The organism is Halorubrum saccharovorum DSM 1137 (assembly GCF_000337915.1).
Lineage (GTDB): Archaea > Halobacteriota > Halobacteria > Halobacteriales > Haloferacaceae > Halorubrum > Halorubrum saccharovorum.
The window spans coordinates 264,330-283,576 of the sequence record NZ_AOJE01000070.1; the positions used below are offsets into that span (position 1 = coordinate 264,330).

At 63.0% G+C, this 19,247-nt stretch carries 18 protein-coding genes, 1 tRNA gene and 3 pseudogenes; 12 read left to right on the forward strand and 10 right to left on the reverse strand.

Annotated elements, in window-relative coordinates; translation table 11 throughout:
* The first annotated feature begins 586 nt into the window (after nt 1-586).
* The 3 genes from C471_RS15610 (at nt 587) to C471_RS15620 (ending at nt 2,242) form a co-directional block, all read left to right on the forward strand.
* Complete coding sequence (locus tag C471_RS15610) at nt 587-1,624, forward strand: DUF5794 domain-containing protein (RefSeq protein ID WP_004050662.1); 1,038 nt, start codon at nt 587-589, stop codon at nt 1,622-1,624.
* Nucleotides 1,625-1,716: 92 nt separating this feature from the next.
* Nucleotides 1,717-1,944, forward strand: coding sequence for a DUF5795 family protein (locus C471_RS15615; protein WP_004050664.1), 228 nt, complete (start codon nt 1,717-1,719; stop codon nt 1,942-1,944).
* Between the two features lie 123 nt (nt 1,945-2,067).
* Nucleotides 2,068-2,242 (forward strand) — tRNA-Trp (locus C471_RS15620).
* A gap of 9 nt (nt 2,243-2,251) precedes the next feature.
* Here C471_RS15620 and C471_RS15625 read toward each other — a convergent pair.
* Both C471_RS15625 and C471_RS18155 read right to left on the reverse strand, forming a co-directional pair.
* Complete coding sequence (locus C471_RS15625; RefSeq protein WP_239638669.1) at nt 2,252-3,601, reverse strand: hypothetical protein; 1,350 nt, start codon at nt 3,599-3,601, stop codon at nt 2,252-2,254.
* A pseudogene (locus tag C471_RS18155) lies at nt 3,597-3,728 on the reverse strand (IS5/IS1182 family transposase); the annotation flags it as partial. The pseudogene C471_RS18155 and the gene C471_RS15625, both read right to left, overlap by 5 nt.
* Nucleotides 3,729-3,784: 56 nt before the next feature.
* Here C471_RS18155 and C471_RS15630 point away from each other — a divergent pair.
* Genes C471_RS15630 through C471_RS15645 form a run of 4 tightly spaced genes read left to right on the forward strand, consistent with a single transcriptional unit; the run spans nt 3,785 to nt 10,780 of the window.
* Nucleotides 3,785-7,123 (forward strand): transglutaminase TgpA family protein, encoded by a 3,339-nt coding sequence (locus C471_RS15630; RefSeq protein ID WP_080505621.1) that lies wholly within the window; start codon nt 3,785-3,787, stop codon nt 7,121-7,123.
* Nucleotides 7,120-7,935 carry a DUF7269 family protein gene (locus C471_RS15635; protein ID WP_152421921.1) on the forward strand — a complete coding sequence of 272 codons (816 nt, stop codon included), beginning with the start codon at nt 7,120-7,122 and terminating at the stop codon, nt 7,933-7,935. Before C471_RS15630 ends, C471_RS15635 begins: the two co-directional genes overlap by 4 nt.
* Nucleotides 7,932-9,218, forward strand: coding sequence for a DUF58 domain-containing protein (locus C471_RS15640; protein ID WP_004050672.1), 1,287 nt, complete (start codon nt 7,932-7,934; stop codon nt 9,216-9,218). Before C471_RS15635 ends, C471_RS15640 begins: the two co-directional genes overlap by 4 nt.
* Entirely contained in the window at nt 9,215-10,780 is a 1,566-nt protein-coding gene (locus tag C471_RS15645) for a DUF7519 family protein (RefSeq protein ID WP_004050675.1), read from the forward strand. The genes C471_RS15640 and C471_RS15645 overlap by 4 nt, the downstream gene beginning before the upstream one ends.
* A 26-nt stretch (nt 10,781-10,806) precedes the next feature.
* Here the strand turns inward: C471_RS15645 and C471_RS15650 are convergent, their stop codons facing one another.
* The 5 genes from C471_RS15650 to C471_RS15665 all read right to left on the reverse strand — a co-directional run bounded on the left by C471_RS15650 (nt 10,807) and on the right by C471_RS15665 (nt 14,139).
* Nucleotides 10,807-11,763 (reverse strand): AAA family ATPase, encoded by a 957-nt coding sequence (locus tag C471_RS15650; protein ID WP_004050677.1) that lies wholly within the window; start codon nt 11,761-11,763, stop codon nt 10,807-10,809.
* 154 nt (nt 11,764-11,917) lie between these two features.
* Complete coding sequence (locus C471_RS15655) at nt 11,918-12,523, reverse strand: site-specific integrase (RefSeq protein ID WP_004050678.1); 606 nt, start codon at nt 12,521-12,523, stop codon at nt 11,918-11,920.
* Between the two features lie 111 nt (nt 12,524-12,634).
* The gene (locus C471_RS17265) at nt 12,635-13,534 is read right to left on the reverse strand and encodes a hypothetical protein (RefSeq protein WP_152421922.1); all 900 of its coding nucleotides are present in this window, start codon (nt 13,532-13,534) and stop codon (nt 12,635-12,637) included.
* Between the two features lie 92 nt (nt 13,535-13,626).
* On the reverse strand, nt 13,627-13,878 hold the full coding sequence (locus tag C471_RS15660; protein WP_004050680.1) for a type II toxin-antitoxin system HicA family toxin: 252 nt from the start codon (nt 13,876-13,878) through the stop codon (nt 13,627-13,629).
* On the reverse strand, nt 13,879-14,139 hold the full coding sequence (locus C471_RS15665) for a type II toxin-antitoxin system HicB family antitoxin (protein WP_004050681.1): 261 nt from the start codon (nt 14,137-14,139) through the stop codon (nt 13,879-13,881).
* A gap of 622 nt (nt 14,140-14,761) precedes the next feature.
* On the opposite strand from C471_RS15665, the pseudogene C471_RS15670 reads away from it, so the two are divergent.
* From C471_RS15670 to C471_RS15685, 4 genes and pseudogenes are all read left to right on the forward strand, one after another.
* Nucleotides 14,762-15,728, forward strand: a pseudogene (locus C471_RS15670) (Cdc6/Cdc18 family protein).
* Nucleotides 15,729-15,796: 68 nt separating this feature from the next.
* Nucleotides 15,797-16,048, forward strand: coding sequence for an AbrB/MazE/SpoVT family DNA-binding domain-containing protein (locus C471_RS15675; protein WP_004050682.1), 252 nt, complete (start codon nt 15,797-15,799; stop codon nt 16,046-16,048).
* Nucleotides 16,049-16,483 (forward strand): PIN domain-containing protein, encoded by a 435-nt coding sequence (locus C471_RS15680; protein WP_004050684.1) that lies wholly within the window; start codon nt 16,049-16,051, stop codon nt 16,481-16,483. It begins immediately after the preceding gene.
* 184 nt (nt 16,484-16,667) lie between these two features.
* Nucleotides 16,668-16,985 (forward strand): hypothetical protein, encoded by a 318-nt coding sequence (locus C471_RS15685; protein ID WP_004050687.1) that lies wholly within the window; start codon nt 16,668-16,670, stop codon nt 16,983-16,985.
* Between the two features lie 249 nt (nt 16,986-17,234).
* Here C471_RS15685 and C471_RS18390 read toward each other — a convergent pair whose 3' ends face one another.
* Together C471_RS18390 and C471_RS18395 are read right to left on the reverse strand one after the other, a co-directional pair.
* Complete coding sequence (locus C471_RS18390; protein WP_004050689.1) at nt 17,235-17,453, reverse strand: hypothetical protein; 219 nt, start codon at nt 17,451-17,453, stop codon at nt 17,235-17,237.
* Between the two features lie 153 nt (nt 17,454-17,606).
* Nucleotides 17,607-17,774 (reverse strand): hypothetical protein, encoded by a 168-nt coding sequence (locus C471_RS18395; protein ID WP_169332434.1) that lies wholly within the window; start codon nt 17,772-17,774, stop codon nt 17,607-17,609.
* Here C471_RS18395 and C471_RS18400 point away from each other — a divergent pair.
* A pseudogene (locus C471_RS18400) lies at nt 17,742-17,860 on the forward strand (tyrosine-type recombinase/integrase); the annotation flags it as partial. The gene C471_RS18395 and the pseudogene C471_RS18400 sit on opposite strands and share 33 nt — an antisense overlap.
* Nucleotides 17,861-17,982: 122 nt before the next feature.
* Here the strand turns inward: C471_RS18400 and C471_RS15695 are convergent.
* Complete coding sequence (locus C471_RS15695; RefSeq protein ID WP_004050691.1) at nt 17,983-19,179, reverse strand: LEA type 2 family protein; 1,197 nt, start codon at nt 19,177-19,179, stop codon at nt 17,983-17,985.
* Nucleotides 19,180-19,247 lie beyond the last annotated feature (68 nt).

The window sequence follows — 19,247 nt, forward strand, 5'->3', positions numbered from 1 at the left end:
GATCGAATGCGTCTGAGTCGTTACCGCGTCGACATCGACGTCGTCTCCGCGTCCCAACTGGCGTTCGGAACTGCCGTCGATCCGGCGCTCTCAGTTCCGTCCGACGGACAACCACCTAATTCGATGAAAACAGACAATATGTACAGAAAATCCTCGAAATCCGTCGATACGATCGATCTTCTCGCTCCAGTAGTACGATAACGCAGCGATCGTACACGTATCGGCTATCGATACCGACCGATGTCCGAGAAATTATCAGCCGATTCGCGGTTCCGTCGTCACATCCACGACGTACTTAAAAACGAGATGTTCCGATCTCTCGTTCCGTGCGGGCACGTCTCACACAACCTTTAACGCAACCGAAACGGATATATGAGGTATGGACTCCGACAGTCCCGTGAATGCGCGCATCGCCGGCCAGCCGATCCTCCACCTCGGCGCCCGCTTTACAGCCGGCAATCCGCGCAAACGCTTTACATGGGCTCGTCGGGCCGCTCGCGGCTTCGACTCCGTACGCCGGGCCCTCGGCTATCGCGGGTCGTCCGCTTCCCACCGTGTACCCGTCGGTCAGGGACATCGCCCCTGAATGAGCGTCTCACGCCACCCGATCGCGCTCCGACTCGAACAGCAGGTCGGGAGCGCGACGAAGCTGCTCGCGACCGTGATGGTGTTGCCGCTCGTCGACGGGATCTTCCCCGCCTTAGTCGTCGCCGGCGTCCTGACGACTGCGACGGGCGTGATCGAGACGGGCATCCTCATCTTCGGTGGCTCAGCGACCGCCGCCGTGATCCTCGCGGAGATGGACGGCAGTCGCCGACAGATGGCCGGATCCGTGCTGCTGATCGGCGCGGTCATCATCCCGCTCGCCGCGCTTGAGGCCGCCTTCGCACCCACGTTCAGAGGGTTCCTGAACCTCCCCGTCTTCGAGCGCTTCGCCGGCCTGGTGATCCTCACGATCGCCGCCAAGACCGCGAGCTCGGAGATCGGCGAGTACCTACCGAGCCCCGGCGTCATCATCTCGCTCGGGCTCGTCGCCAGCTTCGACCCGTCCGGGTTCGTCCTCCGGACCTCGCCGGAGTACGTCCTCAACGGCGCCGCCGCAGCGGGCGTCGGCGTCGGGTTCGCGTTAGCGATCGCGCTGCTGTCCCCGCATCTCCGCGGACGCGTCGACATCGACCGGTTCCGGTTCGGCTCGGCCGTCGCGCTGGGCGTGCTCGCGCTGCCGATCCTGCTCGGCCCCTTCGACCTCATGCAGACCGACGCGCCCATCGCGCTGGCGGTGCTCGGCGTGACCACCCTGTTCGCCTACGATCCGAACGCCGGACCGGCCGGCGCTTCCGCTGGCGAAAGCGCCAGTGACGACCCCGACGGCGGTGCCGGAGACGGCGGCGCGACCACGGCGGACGACGAAGTCGACGACGACGCGGACGCCGACGGCGGTGCGGACGGCGAGGGAGACGCGGAGCAGTCCGAACCCCCGCTCGACGCGCCGACCGCGCCCGGCCCCATCGTCGACGACGACGTGGCGGTGATCGCCAACGGCGGCGATCCCTCGACCGCGAGCGACGACGGAGACGGGACGGACCCTTTCGCGGACGACGATTCCCGGGCGCCCTGGCTGTAGACACTGGAACCCCGGGACGGTACGAACGGGCCGGAGCCATTCTCCGCCCCGCGTGTCGCCGGTGTTTAGGTGCTCGGCGGTGAACGGCAGGTATGTCCAATCGCGTCGTGCAGGGGCGGATGGTGACGCCAGAGAAGCTCGCGGAGCTGGTCGAGGGCGAGTCGGTGCTCGAAGCCGAATCGATCGCGGACGCCGACCGCGACTGTCCGGAGTGCGGCGGCGACGTCATCACCGTCGGGTACATGCCGAGCGTCACCGAGTTCGTGAACGGCTACAAGTGCCAGGAGTGCGAGTGGAGCGCCGACGACCGAGAGGAGTGACTGAGCGGCGTCGCCGTCTTCGCTCCACTACATCCCACCTCGATCGGCCGTTCCGTCGCCCGATCGCTCGCGATCGAAACCCCTTTATCTGCGTTTCGGCAATCAACTGATGCGAGATCACGCGGGGCTGTGGCCAAGCCAGGCATGGCGACTGACTCCAGAGGCTTGCGCCCGGGACGACACTCCAGACTGATATACCGAGCGGCCGACTGATCATCGGTCGTGTTGACGACCCTCTGGAGTTCCGAGGCGCACCGGAGATATCAGTCGATCGGGGGTTCAAATCCCTCCGGCCCCATAGCGGTCTTCACTCTAACGTATTACTTCTCAGTAATAGGTATTCGACTAAAAACAGGTCCACAACCGGAGGGGTTCCGGCGTGAGCGTCGATATGCCCTCGACGGCGGACGCGACGCTCGGGACGCTCCCCGATCCGCGCCTCGAGGACCGCGTCGCTCCCGAGCCGGCCGCCCACGGCGCCGCCGCTCAGGCCGTGTTCAACGACGCGGGTCGCGACCTCGCGCTCTACTCGGCGGTCCACCAGCTGTGGTACGATGTCGTCGGCGACCGCGACGACGAGCCCGGAATCGCCGCCGAAGTCGATCACGATGTGCTCCCGTGGCTCGACGCGCCGACGCCCGGCCGCGAGTGGGTCGTGAAGCTCACCTCGTCGCGCTGGAAGGCCGGCACGGGGACAGGAGACGACTACTCGGCGTACTACAAGTACGACCTCACGCTCCGCGAGCGCGACGAGGACGGCGACGTCGACGACTGCGATCCACCGTGCCGTCGTGAACGCCTCCGCCTCTCGGAGGAGGAACAGCGACCCCACGGCGATCCCGGCGACGGCGATGATCGCGCCGGTCTCGGCTCCGATGCTGAACAGCCCGGCCTGCGCCGCCGCCACGGCGATCGCGGCGCCGACGGCGCCGGTGAGGAGCCGGTTCTCTCCGACGCTCACCAGGCCGCTGCCAACCACCGAGACGGCTGACTCTACTGCCGAGCCGAGCGGTCCACCGACCCGCGGGATACGGGAGACCACGCTATCGATGCTGGAGGCGACCGCGTCGACGGCGTCGCGCGAGCTTGCCGGACGCGTCCCGGCGACGAACAGCATCGCGACGCTGCCGAACAACGCGAGGAGGCTCGGAAGGTTCCCGGTTGTCGTGACTGCGAAGATGCCACCGCCGACCGAGTCCGTCGACGTGCTCGGTGGGTCGGTCGGCACGATCGACACGAGCCCCACGTCGTCGCGGCTCACTTCGATCGGGTCCGGCTTCTCCGCGGCGCCGAGGTCCTCGCCCGTCGAGTCGACGACCGCGTACCACTGGCCGTCCGTGCCGGCGACGTACTCCACGGTCCACGAGTCCCCGACGACGCTCGCCGGCTCGACGACGAACTCCGTGTTCGTCTGGTTGGCGCTCTCCGGCACCCGGACGCGCATGCTGTTCTGCTCGGGCGACACGCGGGCGGAGAGCGTGTTCAACGTCACCTCTGATCCCGACGATGCGTTCGGCGCGTAGAGGCGCTGGTCGCCGGTGCCGTATATCTCGACATAGTCGCTCTCAGCGGAGTAGCTCTCGTTATCAGCGTGGTAGACGAGCGATCCCTGTGGCGTCTCGCCGACGCCGAGGTTGCTATCCGAGCCCCACGTCACGATGCTTGATCAGTGGACGAATCTCGTGTTGATGGGTAAGTCGTCTGATCTTCTGGTCCTCGTAGCCTTTGTCACCGAGCAGAACGTGAATGCTCTCGGGGTTGCGCTTGATCAACGACGGGGCGACCTAGAAATCGTGTATTAGGGATAAGTTAATATGTACCGAAATCAACAGGTGTCGGTGTGAAGGGAACGATCTTCCGCCTTGGAGTCGCGTTAATCTGTTTATTCGGGATCGTTCTTGGCGGGTCGCTCGCTCCGGCAATCGGGATCGAGACGCCAATCTCGGATCTCGGTGTGGAAGAAAGTGACGGGCCGGCCACCGAAGAACTGCTCGTCGATAGCGATTCAGGCAGTAGCTCAGACGCGAGTAGCGCATCCGGAAGTGACAATCCGGGAGGCGGAGCTGACGGCACTGGTGAGGGCGGCGAGGCGAGCGGCGGTGAACCCAGTGGGGAGCCAGGAGCCGGAGGTGACAGCACCGGTGAAAGCGGCGAGGCGAGCGGCGGTGACACTAGCGGCGAACGTAGTGAATCTGGCGAAGAAACGGGAAGTGGGCAAGGGAGTGGAGCCCCCGGTGACACGACCGATCAAGAGCGCGGATCGTCCGGAGACACCACCAAACTCACCGAGGATGGCTCGCCGGCGGAGTCGGGTGCCGAAAGCTACGGCGGCGTCTCTGGAGGCGGATATCCGGAGCAAAACACGGTGGGCGGACCGCTGTCACTCTCGGACCATGTAGAGCTACGGGTTGAGAGTCCAGAGCCGTCACGTTGGCGGCTCGGTGCGTATACAACGTACACCGGTTCCGGCTGGGATCGGCAATCAGGAGAACAGCAACCACTCGATGGCCCGCTCCCGGTGACCGAGGGGAACCCAGCGCCGTCGCATACGATCCGTGTGACCGCAAATCGGTCCTTTGACACGTTGGCGACGGCATGGCGGCCATTTTCGGCTGAGGCGCCGAATACGCAAGTTTTCGTTACTGAAGAGCGTGGGCTGACTGTCTCAGACTCCATCGAAGCTGGCGAGACGTACACCACAACCACATACGGCCCACCGTCACACGGGACGGCTGCGTCGGCCAGTGGGAGTGGACCGATTCCTCCCGATATCGCCACCCGATACACCCAACTTCCGGAAGAGACGCCAGCACGACTTGGCGACCGGACCGCAGACATCACGGCTGACGCGGAGACGCACTATGAGACGGCCGCAGCGGTCCAACTGTGGCTGATGGAGAATAAGGCGTATTCGCTGGATGCGACGCATGATCGCGACACGGATGTCGCGACCGCATTCGTCTTCGACATGGAGGCCGGGTACTGTCAGTACTTCGCGACATCAATGGTCGCGATGCTCCGGACACAAGATGTCCCCGCACGCTATGTGACCGGCTACACGGCCGGTGAGGAAGTCGCTGACGGCGAGTACGTTGTTCGCGGTCAGAATGCGCATGCGTGGGTTGAAGTGTACATCGACGATGTCGGTTGGGTACCCTTTGATCCGACGCCGCCTAGCGGGCGTTCGGACGCGGGCCGTGACAGTGCGAACTCGGGGTACGCAGGTCCCACTCCTGAATCCTTGCAATCCGGGCCCGGTTCCGGCTCGAGTGATAGGGGACAGTCGGACTCGGGTGACAACGAGAGGACAAGCGAGTCGGAGCAAGACGGCTCGAGTGACCAAGCTGATGACTCGAACGAAGGCGACACACAAACCGACTCAGAACAGGAGGACACCGAAACCGAATCAGAGGACGACTCCCAGACCGAATCAGAAGAAGATGCCGACGAGGAAGACGAAGAAGAAGAGGAGGAAGACAACAACGGAAACGAAGAGGAAGACAGCGACACGGAGACAGATCAGGAAGATAGCCAAAACGAAACAGACGAAGAAGACGAGCTGGAACCTCTCGAGATAGACCCTGCTGACGATCCTGTCCCGGGGAATGATCTGACGGTGACGGTGACACGGAGCGGCGATCCGGTCTCCGACATCGAGGTGTTGTTCAACGGCGAGTCGATCGGTGAGACGGACGGCGACGGGAACGTGACCGGCGAGGTACCATATGTCGCGTCACTCGAGATTGTTGCCCGAGACGACAACTCGGAGGGCCAGTCAGAATCACTCGCGGGCCACACGCAGCCACGAGTGAGAGGTGGGCTGGCCGGAGCACCGCCAGGCTTCAAAGCGAGTAGCCAGCGCGTGTCGACAGCCCCAGTGGGCATCGTCACGAGCGGTCTCAGAACTCCTGCCACCAGCGACGACACGATCGCACAGACTGATAGCAACGTCACAGTGGCTGTCCCAGTTGACATCGATATTGAGCCGCAAACCAAGCCGATCGCTGGCGAATCAGTCACACTTCACGCAACGATCGACGGTACACCGGTGCGCAATGGAACCGTCCGGGTCAATGGAACCACAGTTTCACAAACCGGGCCACACGGCGAGGCACGCGTTGAACTGCCCGCGATCAACGCCACTGAGGTGACCGTCTCACGCGGCGAGGCGTTCGGGAACCGAACCATATCGGTGGCCACGTTCGACATGACGACCACCGCATCAACGATCATTCCGTTGCCGCTGACAGCAACTGAGGTCACCGCTCGGATCGACGGCGAGCCAGTCGAGAACGCGACGGTCGCAGTTGCTGGTGAATCAGCCGCAACGACCGGACCAGCGGGAACGGCAGCGGTGACACTGCCACTGACTGACACGGCCATGATTGAGACCACCGCAGACGTGGACGGCACCAGCGCGACGGCGACAACGGCCGTCGCCAACCTCTACCGGAACCTTGCGCTTGTGCTTGGAATCGGCGCCGTTGGCGTTGGTATGGTGGGTCGACGCGTCTACCGGAGCGGGATATCCGTGCGGTCGGCCTCCCGCTCAGTAGTGCAGATTGCCGTCGGGCTGGGTCGTTCTGCGATCGCGGGACTCGTCGGGATCGCGGCCACCTTCGACCAGATGGTGTCGGCGGGTCGTCGGGGCGTGATGAGAGCTGCTACGCTACTCCGGGAGGGGATTAGTGGAGCGATCCAGCTCCTGCGCGCGCTCAGCAGGCACGCCGGTCAATTCGCTCGTCGCGGGATAGCCATCATCCGGACGCTTCCCCACCGACTCCACCCCCTGACACTCCTCGCTGCCCTTCGCCAGTTCGTCCGGTCACTTCGGACCAGCATCGGAGGCGGCGGAGCATCTGACACCGCGACTCACGGCCGCCAGTCGGGCGGAACAGGGACAGAGGAAGTCGATGATGAGCTGCTCTCGATCCGAGAGGCGTGGGCGGAGTTCCGTGGCCACGTCTCAATTCGGTCGTGGCGGACCTCGACTCCGGGAGAAATCGCCCGCTGGGCGATCCGGCGAGATGGACTCCCTCCCGAGTCCGTTCGGACCCTAACCGACGCATTTCGGGACGTTGAGTACGGGAATACAGCGCCGGATGAGTGTGCGCCGGCCGCCCGGGACGCGCTTGAACAGATCCGCACCGATGAGGATGAGACGGAGGCAAATTCGTGACGGGGCAGGGTATCGAGTCGGCGACCGCAAACAGCACCGACGACCGACACGGGCTTGCAACCGCAGACGCTCCGTCCACGGACAGCGACTCTCCGAGTGACTCCACCGACCCGCCCCGCTCAGATGGGAGCGGTGTATTTTCATGGGTGGTTCGCGTGGTCGCGAGCCTCGCCGGGACGGCTCTCATCGGGTTCGCGGCGGTGCTGCTGTTTGCGCCACAAGAAGTCGAGTCGGTCGTGTCGATCACCGCGATCGCTCAGAGTCCAGCGATCGCAGACGAGATGGTGCGTGGAGGCCTGTTCGCCGCACTTGGTGTGGGGTGTGCGTTGTGGGTTCTCCTGACGAGGCCCGCGTGGGCCGATCGCCAGTCGGCGCCGTCCTCGCCAGATGACGAGGAGCTCCCACGGTTCGAGGCGTTACGGTCGAACCCACCAGAGGTAGCAGACACCACGCCCGTCGTCGGTGCCTCCTTCGATAACAATGTTGAAACCCTGGTGGCGGCCACTGGGAGCGACCAGACGGATTCCATCCGGACGCAGTTACGGTCACTCACGGCCGACGCGCTCGTGACGGTTGACGGGCTCTCCCAGCAAGAGGCGCAAACCCGTCTTGATGAGGGCACTTGGACAGACGATACCGTCGCCGCCGCCTATCTCGCTGACCGTGAGGCGACGCTTTCACGCCGGCAGCGTCTGGTCGCGTGGCTTCGGCCATCGCGAACCAAACGCCGCCGGATCGAGCGGACAACGAACGCCATTGCGGCCCGGTTCGACACCGGCAGCGATCAACTCGCCACGGGTGAGCCGTCGTGACAGAAACCGCGCTCACGGGTCGGTTCGACGGCGCGACCCTCGTTGCGGTTATTCTCGTGACTACCGGCACCGTGTTCGGAGAACCGGCGCTGTTTGTGGGGGCGACGGTGCCGCTCGGCTACCTGCTCGTCGGGTGGATCGCCACCCCGCCTGCCATCGATGTGAGTGTTGAACGGGACATCGATCCGGCGCCGGCGGCACCCGGCGAACGAGCGACAGTCACGCTGCGTCTCACAAACGTCGGCGACGCAGCCCTCACCGACATTCGGGTTGTCGATGGCGTTCCCCCGGACCTCCCTGTTGAGGCGGGCTCTCCGCGTGCATGTCTGTCGATCCGGCCAGGTGAAACGGCGTCGGTGACGTACGATGTCGTCGCGAGCCAGGGCGCGTACGACTTTCGGTCGCCGGTTGTGCGGGCCCGGCCGCTTTCCTCGGCCGCCGTCACCACGACTCGCCCCAGCGTTACCGGAACGACAACGCTGATCTGCCGGCGTGACGTCGGCGACGTACCCCAACTACAGGGCTCGCTTCGGCGTGTCGGCACCCAACCGGTCGATCGCGGCGGCGAGGGGATCGAGTTCCATTCGACCAGAGAGTATCGCCCGGGCGATGACGTCCGGCGCGTTGACTGGCGCGGATTTGCGAAGACCGGCACCCTGGCCACCATCCAATTCACCGAGACGAGCGCAACAGAGACGGTTGTTCTCGTCGATGGACTCGATGCCGGTCAGATCGCCCGTGGAGCGGGCTACCCAACGGCGAGTGAGCTGACAGTCTACGCTGCAGACCGTGTCGTGACACGCCTATTCGCCGAGGGCAATGAGGTTGGGCTCCGAACGGGCAGTATCACGGCTGCCGAGATCGGAGTTCCAGTGCCAACGAATGCGGATGGCCACCCGTGGATCGCACCCGGTGCAGACGAGGCAACGCGGCGCCAGATCGAGGCGACGTTTGACAGTCTCGGTGAGGCCACACACGATGGCGACGGAAACAGTACGACCCACTCACGTGGGCTCCACGAGCGACTCCCTTCGAACGCTGATGTCGTGTTAGTGACACCGGCGCTTGATGAATCGACGGGTGAACTGGTCGAAACGCTGTGTGCCGCTGATCGCCATGTCGCCGTGGTAACGCCCGATGTCACCGACCGTGAGACGGTCGGAAAGACCGTCGCGCGGGTTGAGCGTCGCCTCACCCTCGCGCGGCTCCGGAGCGCGGGCGCCACGGTGTGTGACTGGGACACGCGGTTCCCGCTGGCAAGCGCGATGGAGGTCGCCACATGACCGCCTCGCCGGGTGGCGGTGAGCTTCCCCCGACAAACTGGCAACCGACGCGTCCAACCACGACGACGGCAGCCATCGTTGCAGTTGGCAGCACGCTCGGGCTGGCAACGCTCACAGGCGACGCACTCGTGGCGCTGCTTGGAGTCATCACCGGGATCACACTGGCAGTGACGGTCGCCGCCGTCGGAACTGGAGATCATCGACTCACTGTCGTAGCAGGTGGGCTGCTCGCCACGCTGACCGGAGTTGGGTTGCTCGGTTCCGTTGCAGCGGCCCTCATTGTCCAGGTCGCGTGGCCGCCAACACCGCCGTACGACACGCTCGCCGCGGCCCCGTTTCTGATCGTGGGCGCTGGGCTGTCCACCGGCTTCGGGGTAGTCACCGTATTTCGGAATCTCTCACCGGCACGTGATGCGGGGTACACCGCGCTCCGGCTGCTGACCGTCGGGTTTGTTCCGGTTGTGGCCGTCGCTGTCGATTGGTGGCAGCCACTGAACTCCGCCGGGACCAAGCTGGTCGCGGCCCGCTTCGATCAGCTGCTTCGCCCAACGCAACCCGCGTCAGACGCTGGCGCAGTGCTGCCGCAGTTTGTCGGGGTCGTCGCGCTGTGGTTCGTCACGATGATCGTCCTCTACATGGCGGTGAGCCGGCTTCCCGTGGTCGAGCTCACACACGAATCCAACCGCCAATCCGTCACAAACGCGCGAGACACCGTTCTGGGCTGGTTACGGCTGGGAATGGGTGTCGCGCTGGTCACCGAGTTCTGTGCGCTCGTCATGATTAGTTCGTCGGTGATCAGAGCCGAAGAGCTGCCGCCAGCCGTGGTCGACGGACTCATTACAGTCTCCTACGCGTCGCTGCCTCGACGCCTCCTGGTCGCCGGGATCGCGGTCGGGGTGAGCAGCCTCCTCGCGATACGGGCAGCGCGGATGCTGGCTTCCCGGCAGTTTCGCCCCACATACCTCCCTGTCGCTCCACTCGCTGTCGGCAGCCTCCTCACCGCTGTGGTCGTGATCGCTCATGACCCTGCCGCGACAGTTGCGCTCGAGCAGAGCACAAGCGACACAGCCCAACGAGTGCTCCGGGACCTCTTCGAGACGGTCGGGTCGTTCGCGTTGCTCTCGGGGATCATCCTCAGTAGCCTTGCAACCGCGGCGGTTGCGGCACTTGTCGTGAGCTTTGTCCACGGTATCGGACTGCTGAACCGGCATTCTGGCACCCAGCTCGCCGGCAGTGGGGTCTTTCTCGCCGCCATCGCTGCGGGAATCTCCGACGTATCGATCCCAATTGTCCTTGTAGGCATCGCAGCGAGCCTCTACGTGTTGGATCTCGGCGAATTCAGCATGACGCTCGGCCAAGAGATCGGACGAGCAGGCACCTCTCGGCGGGCGGAAATCGTCCACGGTGCCGGCGGCGCAGTGATCGCCCTCGGGACTGTTGGGCTCGGCGTTGGGACGCTTGCAGTGATCAGCAGCCTGCCACAGCTCCCTGCACCCCCAACTGCGGTCGCCGTCGTCGCGGCGGCAGTCGGCACCATCCTGTTGTTCCTTGCGACGCGATAGCGGTGCTCTGAGCGCCTACGAGTGAGTCACTTAACCGCGACAGCGGGGACCTCGACCCGCTCGACGACATCGTCGACAACGGTGTGGGGCGACACATCCCGCACCGTCGCATCCGCGGTCAACACCAATCGGTGGACGAACGTCTCCGCGACGATTGCCTTGATGTCATCTGGGGCGACGTACTCACGTCCTTGGATGAGCGCATGGGACCGGCTCGCCTCAAACAGCCGCTGGATCCCGCGTGGTGAGACACCGACCTCGACCCGATCGTCCGCGCGGGTTGCCTCTCCGAGAGCGATGATGTAATCGCGGATGCCGTCCTCCACGGTAACCTGTTCAGGGACGGTCTGCAGTTCAGACACGACCTCACCGTCGACGACGCGTTGTGGATTGGGTGTCCGAGCGGTCCGATCGGCCCGCCGGTCAAGAATGGTCTGCATCCCGTCTGTGTCGGGATAGCCGAGCGTCGTCTTCAGAATGAATCGGTCACGCTGTGCCTCCGGGAGCGCGAACGTTCCCTCTTGTTCGACCGGATTCTGCGTGGCGATAACGAAGAATGGGTCTGGTAGCTGGTAGGTTGTGCCATCGGCGGAGACCTGCCCCTCCGACATCGCCTCCAACAGCGCGGCCTGTGTTTTTGGTGGTGCACGGTTGATCTCGTCCGCCAAGACGACGTTTGCAAAGATTGGCCCTTCTGCGAAGTCAAACTCTCCCTGCTGTTCGCGGTATACGTGTGATCCCGTGATGTCACTCGGGAGGAGGTCAGGCGTAAACTGGATCCGGTTGAACGACAACCCAAGCGCTGACGCAAAACTCCGTGCCATCAGCGTCTTTCCGGTTCCAGGGACATCCTCCACGAGCACGTGTCCGCGAGAAAGCACGCCAGTGAGTACTGTCTCGAGAATCTCCCGATCGACGACGACCACATCTGAAATTGTCTCGATAACGTTCTCACAGATATCTGTCGCCGCATCTCCGTCCATACCATCATGTCGGCTGGAAGGTATTTCAATCCCTACGGTTAGCTAGCACCCAGTCAAGTCCGAAGCGTGTCAGTACATCTCTACTCAGTATGGTGGTCGGTTGGCGCTGGCAGGCTCTGAGGTGTTTCGATATCCACCAGATTTCGTACGGGTCTTACGCGAACCCCGCCTCCTCGAAGGCCTCGTTCACGACCTCGGGCGTCGGCGCGTTCAGGTACGGTTCGATCGCCTGGAAGGAGTCCCAGCCGCCGACCTGCATGACGACGCGGGGGTTCACCTGCTTATCGACGAGGAGGCGCTGCGCGAATCGGCGCCGGAGATCGTGGCTTGAGACGTGGAGATAGTCCTCGTCGCCCGTCACCTCGGCCGCGCGCTCGGCCGTGCGTTTGACGACCGCCCGGACACCGCTCTCGGAGAGGTTGACGATCGGCTCATGCCGGCCGACGTCTTCCGATCGAACGAACCGGTGGATGTCGCCCTCGACCTCTCGCGGGAGGTAGGCGTCGCGAGGCTTCCCGCCGCTCCCGGTCGTGTCCTTCCCCTCGGGGACGCGGAGGCGGAAGTGGTCGCCGTCCGGGGTGCGTTTGACGTGTTTCGGCGCGACCTGCGGGATCTCGAAGGTGCGGAGCCCGACGCTCGCGCCGAGCTGTATCACGAGGTCGTCGCGGTGACTCCCGGCGGCGCGGCGGAGCTCCTCGATCTCGCCGTCGGTGAGCCAGCACTTGTACTGGTCCGGCTTTCCGGTTGCCTCTAAGCGCATGTGAACTTCCAAAAGAAGATAGCACTTAGTACGGCAGAACCGACGAGGTCCTCGGCCCGATCAGGGTGGATTCGGGGGGTTCGTTGACGACTTGTGTAAGAAGTCGCGGGTCTACTCAGAATAGTCGTTGGGATCGAATTCGTATTTCGATGGTTCCGGATACTCATATGATTTAGCGAAGTCTTCCGGTTTCATATTTTTAGCTTCCGGTTCTTCTTCGCCAAGAACTAGGAAATATGTAGTTGAATGGACCTTCGAACTCTCAATTTGTCCGCCGTCTGAAACCGTTTTTCGAGTACGGATATCCGTCGGCATAGAGCCAAAATTCTCGTCAAAAATTCCCGCTCGAAGGTTTCTCCACAGGTAGATGTCATTGGTAGAAATCGAAACCGTTTGATTTGTCATGTGATCTGGTGGGATGAAGTGAATATTTCTCCCGGAGTTTTGACGGGGATCCTCTCCACGTCGCTGTCTTTCCGCCCCCCAACTAGGAGAAAAGAGCGCAGGTATTCCCATCCTGATTTTATTATTCGAATTCCACTGGTTCGGATTAGGGAAATCGTGGACGTCAACGAATAATGTGAATTCGATCGCATGAGGTAGGGATAGCCGTCTTATGATTGCGGGTATGGCGTAGAAAGCCTCATCTGGATCAAAGTTCTGCTGGAGAATGTCAAGCTGTTCAAGATTTACTTGGAATTTTATGAATTGACCGTCATCAGGATGACTCTGATCGACAAGGTGCCTAAATCTCCCGACCTCCGCGGCGAGATAGTAGTCGCTGTAATTCGGACTTTTGTACTGAAATACGACAGCACGGCCCCACGGGTGCGCCTGAGCAACGTCGTATCCCAACCCATCGTCACCTCCCTCCATCTTTCTTGATGGAGATAGCGCTATAGTGTCTGGATAGATCTGGCGATATTCATTAACCATGTCGTGGGTAATATCCATCTCTAAAGTCGATTCAGACGGAGGATTTCCAGCCGGTAATCTCATTGAGTTATTCATCAAGCTAACAAGTTATAAATTAAGCCGTCAACTTTTGTCCCACATTAGGGGATCACCAAGGCCAGATGTATAACAAGTCGTGAAGTCGGGAATCAGCGATGCTCGTCGATCCACTCGCACCACGCGTGGAAGTCGTCTGCACCGCACTGATCGGCGATCGACTGTAGCGTTCCGGTCGGGATCTCGTCTTCCGATGCCATCGGAACAGTCACGATCCGAACCTCGTCCGTGTCCGGTGACTCGTACCGCATCTTCAGGTGGCTTCCGACGCGACCGACGCGCTTGTAGCCGAAGTCGTGGAGGACAGACGCGATCTCACGTCCGGAGAAGTTCGTCCGGACCATTCACTGCATGAAGTCGGGAAGCTCCTTGTCGCCGGGTTCCGTGTCTTCGAGGCCCCACTCTTCGAGGTCCTCTTCCGTCACGGGCTCGCCGCCGCCTTCGTGAAGCTCGATCGCCTCCGCGAGCATCCGGAGGGCTTCCGCCTTCGTTTCGCCGAAGGACGCGACACCGGTCTCGATGTCCTTGGCGGTGATCGAGCCGTCATCCCCGTGAATGAACTCGACCCCCTCTCCGTTGGACGGGTCGCGTGTCGCACTTGCCATATCCCCTCTTTCGCGGACCGCTCGAATAAGCGTTCTGTCGAACACGACTCGACAAGTATGAGAAGTCGACAGCCACCGAGTAAAACATAAGTGATAGTGGATCAATATATCTGGTACAGATGGAGCAAACTGCCGACATCAAATTGGCCCGCTTGTCGGCGGTTAGCTCGGTTGCCTGTATTTGGTATGGGCAACCGAGGCATATTACCAGATAGTTGCCCAGGGCTTGCGCTTTCTTCTTACCAAATATTATACATATTTTTGGTCGTCCTATTCTCGATTTTCACTATTGGTGTATCGTTTGGAGTGTACGCGGGCCACATAACGTTCTGGCAAGGAGTTCAAATGTTTCTGGAATTGGACCAAGGGATACTTGTCGGATTGGTCCTGCTCCTCGTCGAACGTCTCTTTAATAACGAGGATAAGAACGGAGGAGCCTAGCTCAGGCAAATTTCTGGTGACTGAGTAGCAAATCTGGATTATCGAAAACATCCGGAACCGTCCGGAACACTCGGGGGTCGGCTTATATCCCCACGTCGTGACCGACCAAAACGTGATACGCGACGGAACGGTGTTCGACGACGACCACCTCCCCTCCTCAATTGTCGGACGGAACCGCCACATGAACGAGGTAACGGACGCGCTCGCACCCATTCAGGACGGCTTTCGTGCCGAGAACTGCTTCCTGTTCGGTCCCTCCGGGGTCGGAAAGACGACCGTCGCGAAGGCCGCCGTTCGCGAGCTTCGGCAGGAGGTCCTCGACGTCCCGCACGCCTACGTGAACTGCTGGCAGGATTACACCCGGAACGCGGTGCTCGAACAGCTCGCCCGGGAGCTGGTGGGTGCGGCGCTCCCGCGATCGTCCTCCACCGACCGGCTGATCGACCTGATCACGAGCAACCTCCACGGTCCGGGCGTCGTCATCCTCGACGAGGTGGACCAGCTGCGCGGGACCGAGGTGCTCTACGACCTCCACGAGATTCGCGGACTCTCGTGGATCGGCATCGCGAACCGCGAGGTCGACCTCCTCGCGGACCTCGACGAGCGAGTTACCTCACGCATTAGCGTCGCCTACCGCGTGAACTTCGACACCTACGGCGAGGACGCGATCACGGAGATCCTCTCCCGGCGGGCTCGCGAGGGGCTCGGTCCGAACGCCGTCGGCGAAGACGTGCTCGCGCGTATCGCGCGGCTCTCCGAAGGAGACGCGCGACAGGCGATCGCGGCGCTGTGGGTCGCCGCACGCATGGCCTCCCGTGAGGGACTGTCAGCGATTCCGGGGCGGCTCGTCGAGGACGCGGTCGCCGACGCGGAACGGGAGGTCAGACAGAAGACCATCTCGAAGCTGAACGCCCACCAAGCGTGTGCTCTACGAGGTCCTTGAGGAGGAGGGCGAACTCATCCAGAAGGAACTCTACGCGCACTACCGGGAGACCCACGACGATCCGGTGACGCTGCGGTACCTCCGCGAGAACCACTTGCCGAAGTTGGAGCACTACAACCTCGTCGAGGTCGAGCCACACCGCGGGTCGAAGCGGTACAGTCTCGTCGGGGTCGACCATTCCGAGTCGACTCCCGAACAGCTCTGATTCGAAGAGTCCATGCAGTAGTGTGATGACACACTATATTTATTGGCGGCGTCCTCATACGCTAGCGTATGAGCGGCGAGAGCGTCGATTCCGAGAGCAAGGTCTCGGGGAACCAGGCGAACATCCCCGCCCACATCCGCCGAGAACTGGAGATCGACGACGGCGACAAACTCCGCTGGCAGATCGAGGACGACGGGACGATCCGCGTGCAGGTCGTTCAACAGCGCAGCGGGACGTTCAGCGATTTCGACGGGTACGACGGCGACCGGGAGACCGACGTCGAGAGCGAACACGACGCGTGGGGCGTCGATCCCGAGTAGATGCCCCGGGCGCTCGTCGACACGACGGTTCTCTTCGCGGCGGCGTACCGCCGCGACAGCGCGCACGATGACGCGCTCCCGATCCTCAGGGGGATCGACACCGCGGACCTCCCGGAAGCGGTGATCGTCGATTACGTGCTCGCGGAAACGCTCAACGGCTTGACGACGCACGCGGGTCACGACGCCGCCGTCGACTTTCTCGACCGGGTGGAGGAGAACACGCGATTCCACGTCGAATCGTTGACGACGGACGCGTTCGCGACGGCGAAGGGCCTCTTCCGGCAGCACGAGCGGTTCTCGTTCGTCGACGCCTGTATCGTCGCGTACATGCAGATGGAGGGACTCGGCTATCTCTACGCGTTCGACGACGACTTCGACGCCGCCGATGACGTGTATCGCCTCGACGTCGCCACCGACCCGTATCAACCGGAGTGACCGGGACGCGGCCCGCGTTCCGCGAACCCCCTTCACTCCCTGCACGAGTGTTCCGACGGTTCGACCATTCGGAACACCGTTCGGAACGCGCCTAACTCGGAGACGGTACCGGAATCCCGACCGTCCGGAACCGTCCGGAACCCTCCGAGTCAGGCTAAACCGCAGTCGACGACCAGCCCTCGGTATGGCCTCGACGCAACCGGTCCACGGCAGTAGCGCACAGACGACGGAGTTCGACATCGACCTCGTCGGTGAGCGGATCCGCGGTCGCAGCCCGAATCACGCCCGCGCCGTCGTCAGCGTCGACGCGAACGGGACGCTCCGCGTCGAGATCGAGGCGGCGAACCAGTACGACTGGCAGCTCGACGTGCGAATCGTCGCCGGGTCGATCGAGATCGTCCGCACCTTCTGCGAGGGGGACACCGTCCACGACGCCGACGTGCCGGCCTGGGTCGAGCGTGTGGCTGGTGTCGTGGGTGAGCGCCTAGACGGGGATCGATGATGGCAGACGCCGTCTTCCCCTTTCCCGGCGGGAAGAGTCGCCATAGGGTAGGAAGACTACTACCTCGTGAACACGATCGACCACGAGGCGCTCGTCGACGGGCTCGCGGGGTTGGAGGACGACTGGATCTGCTCCTACGAGACCTGTCGGCGGGCTTCGAGGACGTGTACGTGCTCGATCGCTACGAGAAGCGGTTCATCAATAATGGGAAGCAGAGATCGTCGAAAGACGCGAAAGAGTGGCTCGTGATTAGCTTCGATCCGGAAGAGGTTGTGAGGTCACCGCGCCGTGCTCCAGTCGCTCTACGACCTCGTCGACCGGCGTCACGGTGCCGACGGCGAGACCGTCGCGCGCCTCGCCGTTCGCGAAGACTCCCGGGTCGTCGACGAACTCGACCTCCGGGACCGGTTCCGGCGCGACCTCGAGGCCGACCGCGCGATCTCGCTCGTCGAGGACCTCCGCTACCACGCCGGCGAGCGCAAGCTCGTAACCGATGGCGGTGTCGATCAGCGTGCAAACGGTGACGATGAAACCGGACGTGGTTCGAGTGGTAGGAAAGGCGGAGCACGCAGGTGCGTGCCTCTGACGTGGTGTGCCGGCCACACCAAGATATTGGAAGGGTTAGATGAAGAAAAGTTTGCTGGAAATTCTCGGCTGATTACCGACGGCGGTCGCAACCCGGATGACAACCTCGCCCGCGTCGCGGACGCCCTCGAACTCCAGAACGCGCTCCTCCTCCAACTGGTCCAGGACCGGCGCCGGAACTGTAAGTTCACGGAGCGCTCGCACGCCTCGAAGTGCCCTCGTCGCGGGCGCCTCACCACATCCGGACGGGCTCGCTCACGTGGCACTGCGATCGCGGGCTCCCGATCGACGACACCGAACGCGGATGTCTCAGGGGACCGACATAGGGAATTTTTTGAATTTGGTTCGTCCCTCCGGCCCCACTATCTCAGTCTCCACACGCCAAGCGGTGCGAGCGTCTACAACGAACCCGTCACACCGGCAGCACGCCGTCGTCATCGTCGCCGGACCCGTCGTCGGTTCCGTTCTCAGTTCCGTCGTCGGACCCATCATCGGTCCCGTCAGTGGTGCCGCCGTCGCTGTCGTCGGCCTGGTTCCCGTCATCGGTCGCGTCACCGTCGGACGAGTCCCCATCGGTCTCGTTTCCGGCGTCGGAGTCAGAGCCGTTCCCCGACGAATCGGTCCCGTTCCGCACGTCGTCGCCCTCGCCGAAGATGTCCGTCTCGATCCTCTCCTCGTAGGTGAGCGCGTCGAGCGGGATAGTCGTCTCCTCGCCGGTCGGGAACTCGATCACGGCGTAGAACTCGATCCGGAGGTCCGTCACCTGATGCCCCCGGACGTCCTCGTCGAGATGGGTGACCCACCAGTCGTCGAGGTGGCGGTTCTGGAGCGCCGTGGTGAACTCGACCGTTTCGGTGCTCTCGGAGGGGATCACGTACCCTTCATCGGTCTGTCCCGACCCCATCGCCACCCCGTTCATGGTGATGTCGTAGCCGATCTCCGTGACCGCGTACGGCTCGAAGTTCGGGTTGTACACGGTAAACGCCATCTCGATCGGCGTCTCCGACTCGCTGACGGTTCCCCACTCGCCCCGCGTCTCGTTGACGTAGAGGACGGGGTCGCTCACGAAGGGGCTGTCGGCGTTCACCGGGCGCGTCTCGTCGGAGTTGAACGCGCCGAGGAGATCCGTCTGGATCTCGCGGCTCCGCGAGAAGTCGACGCCCCGGCCGAGTCGGTCCGAGGTCGCGGTCGCGTCGATGTCGAGGGTCGTCCGCTCGCCGTTGCGGACGTGGCTCACCCACCACGGTGGGATCCCGTCGTTCCGAAGCCGCGTTTCCAACTCCAGCGTGGAGTTCCCGGTGCCGACGCTCACGCCCTCTCGACCGCCCTGCGCCATCTCGATGCCGTTCATCGAGACGGTGTAGTTCACCGAGACGCCGTCGAGGCCGATCCCGACGGGGTTCGGGTTCGAAACGACCAGGTCGGTCTCGATCTCCGTGGTCTCGTTGGTCACGTCGCCGAAGGTGTTGTCGACGGCGGCCACGCTCGGTACGCCGAGAATCCCCAATACGAAGGCCCCGCCGACGGCTCCGACGACGACGAGCACCCCGACGAGCGCGATCCTGAGTTTCGAGCTGACGAGCGCGGAGAGGACGTCGCTCGGGTTCATACTCGCTCACCCTCGCGGGATCGTAAAATCGTACCGCATTGGCATCGAGTCGCACACTGTTCGGCTTG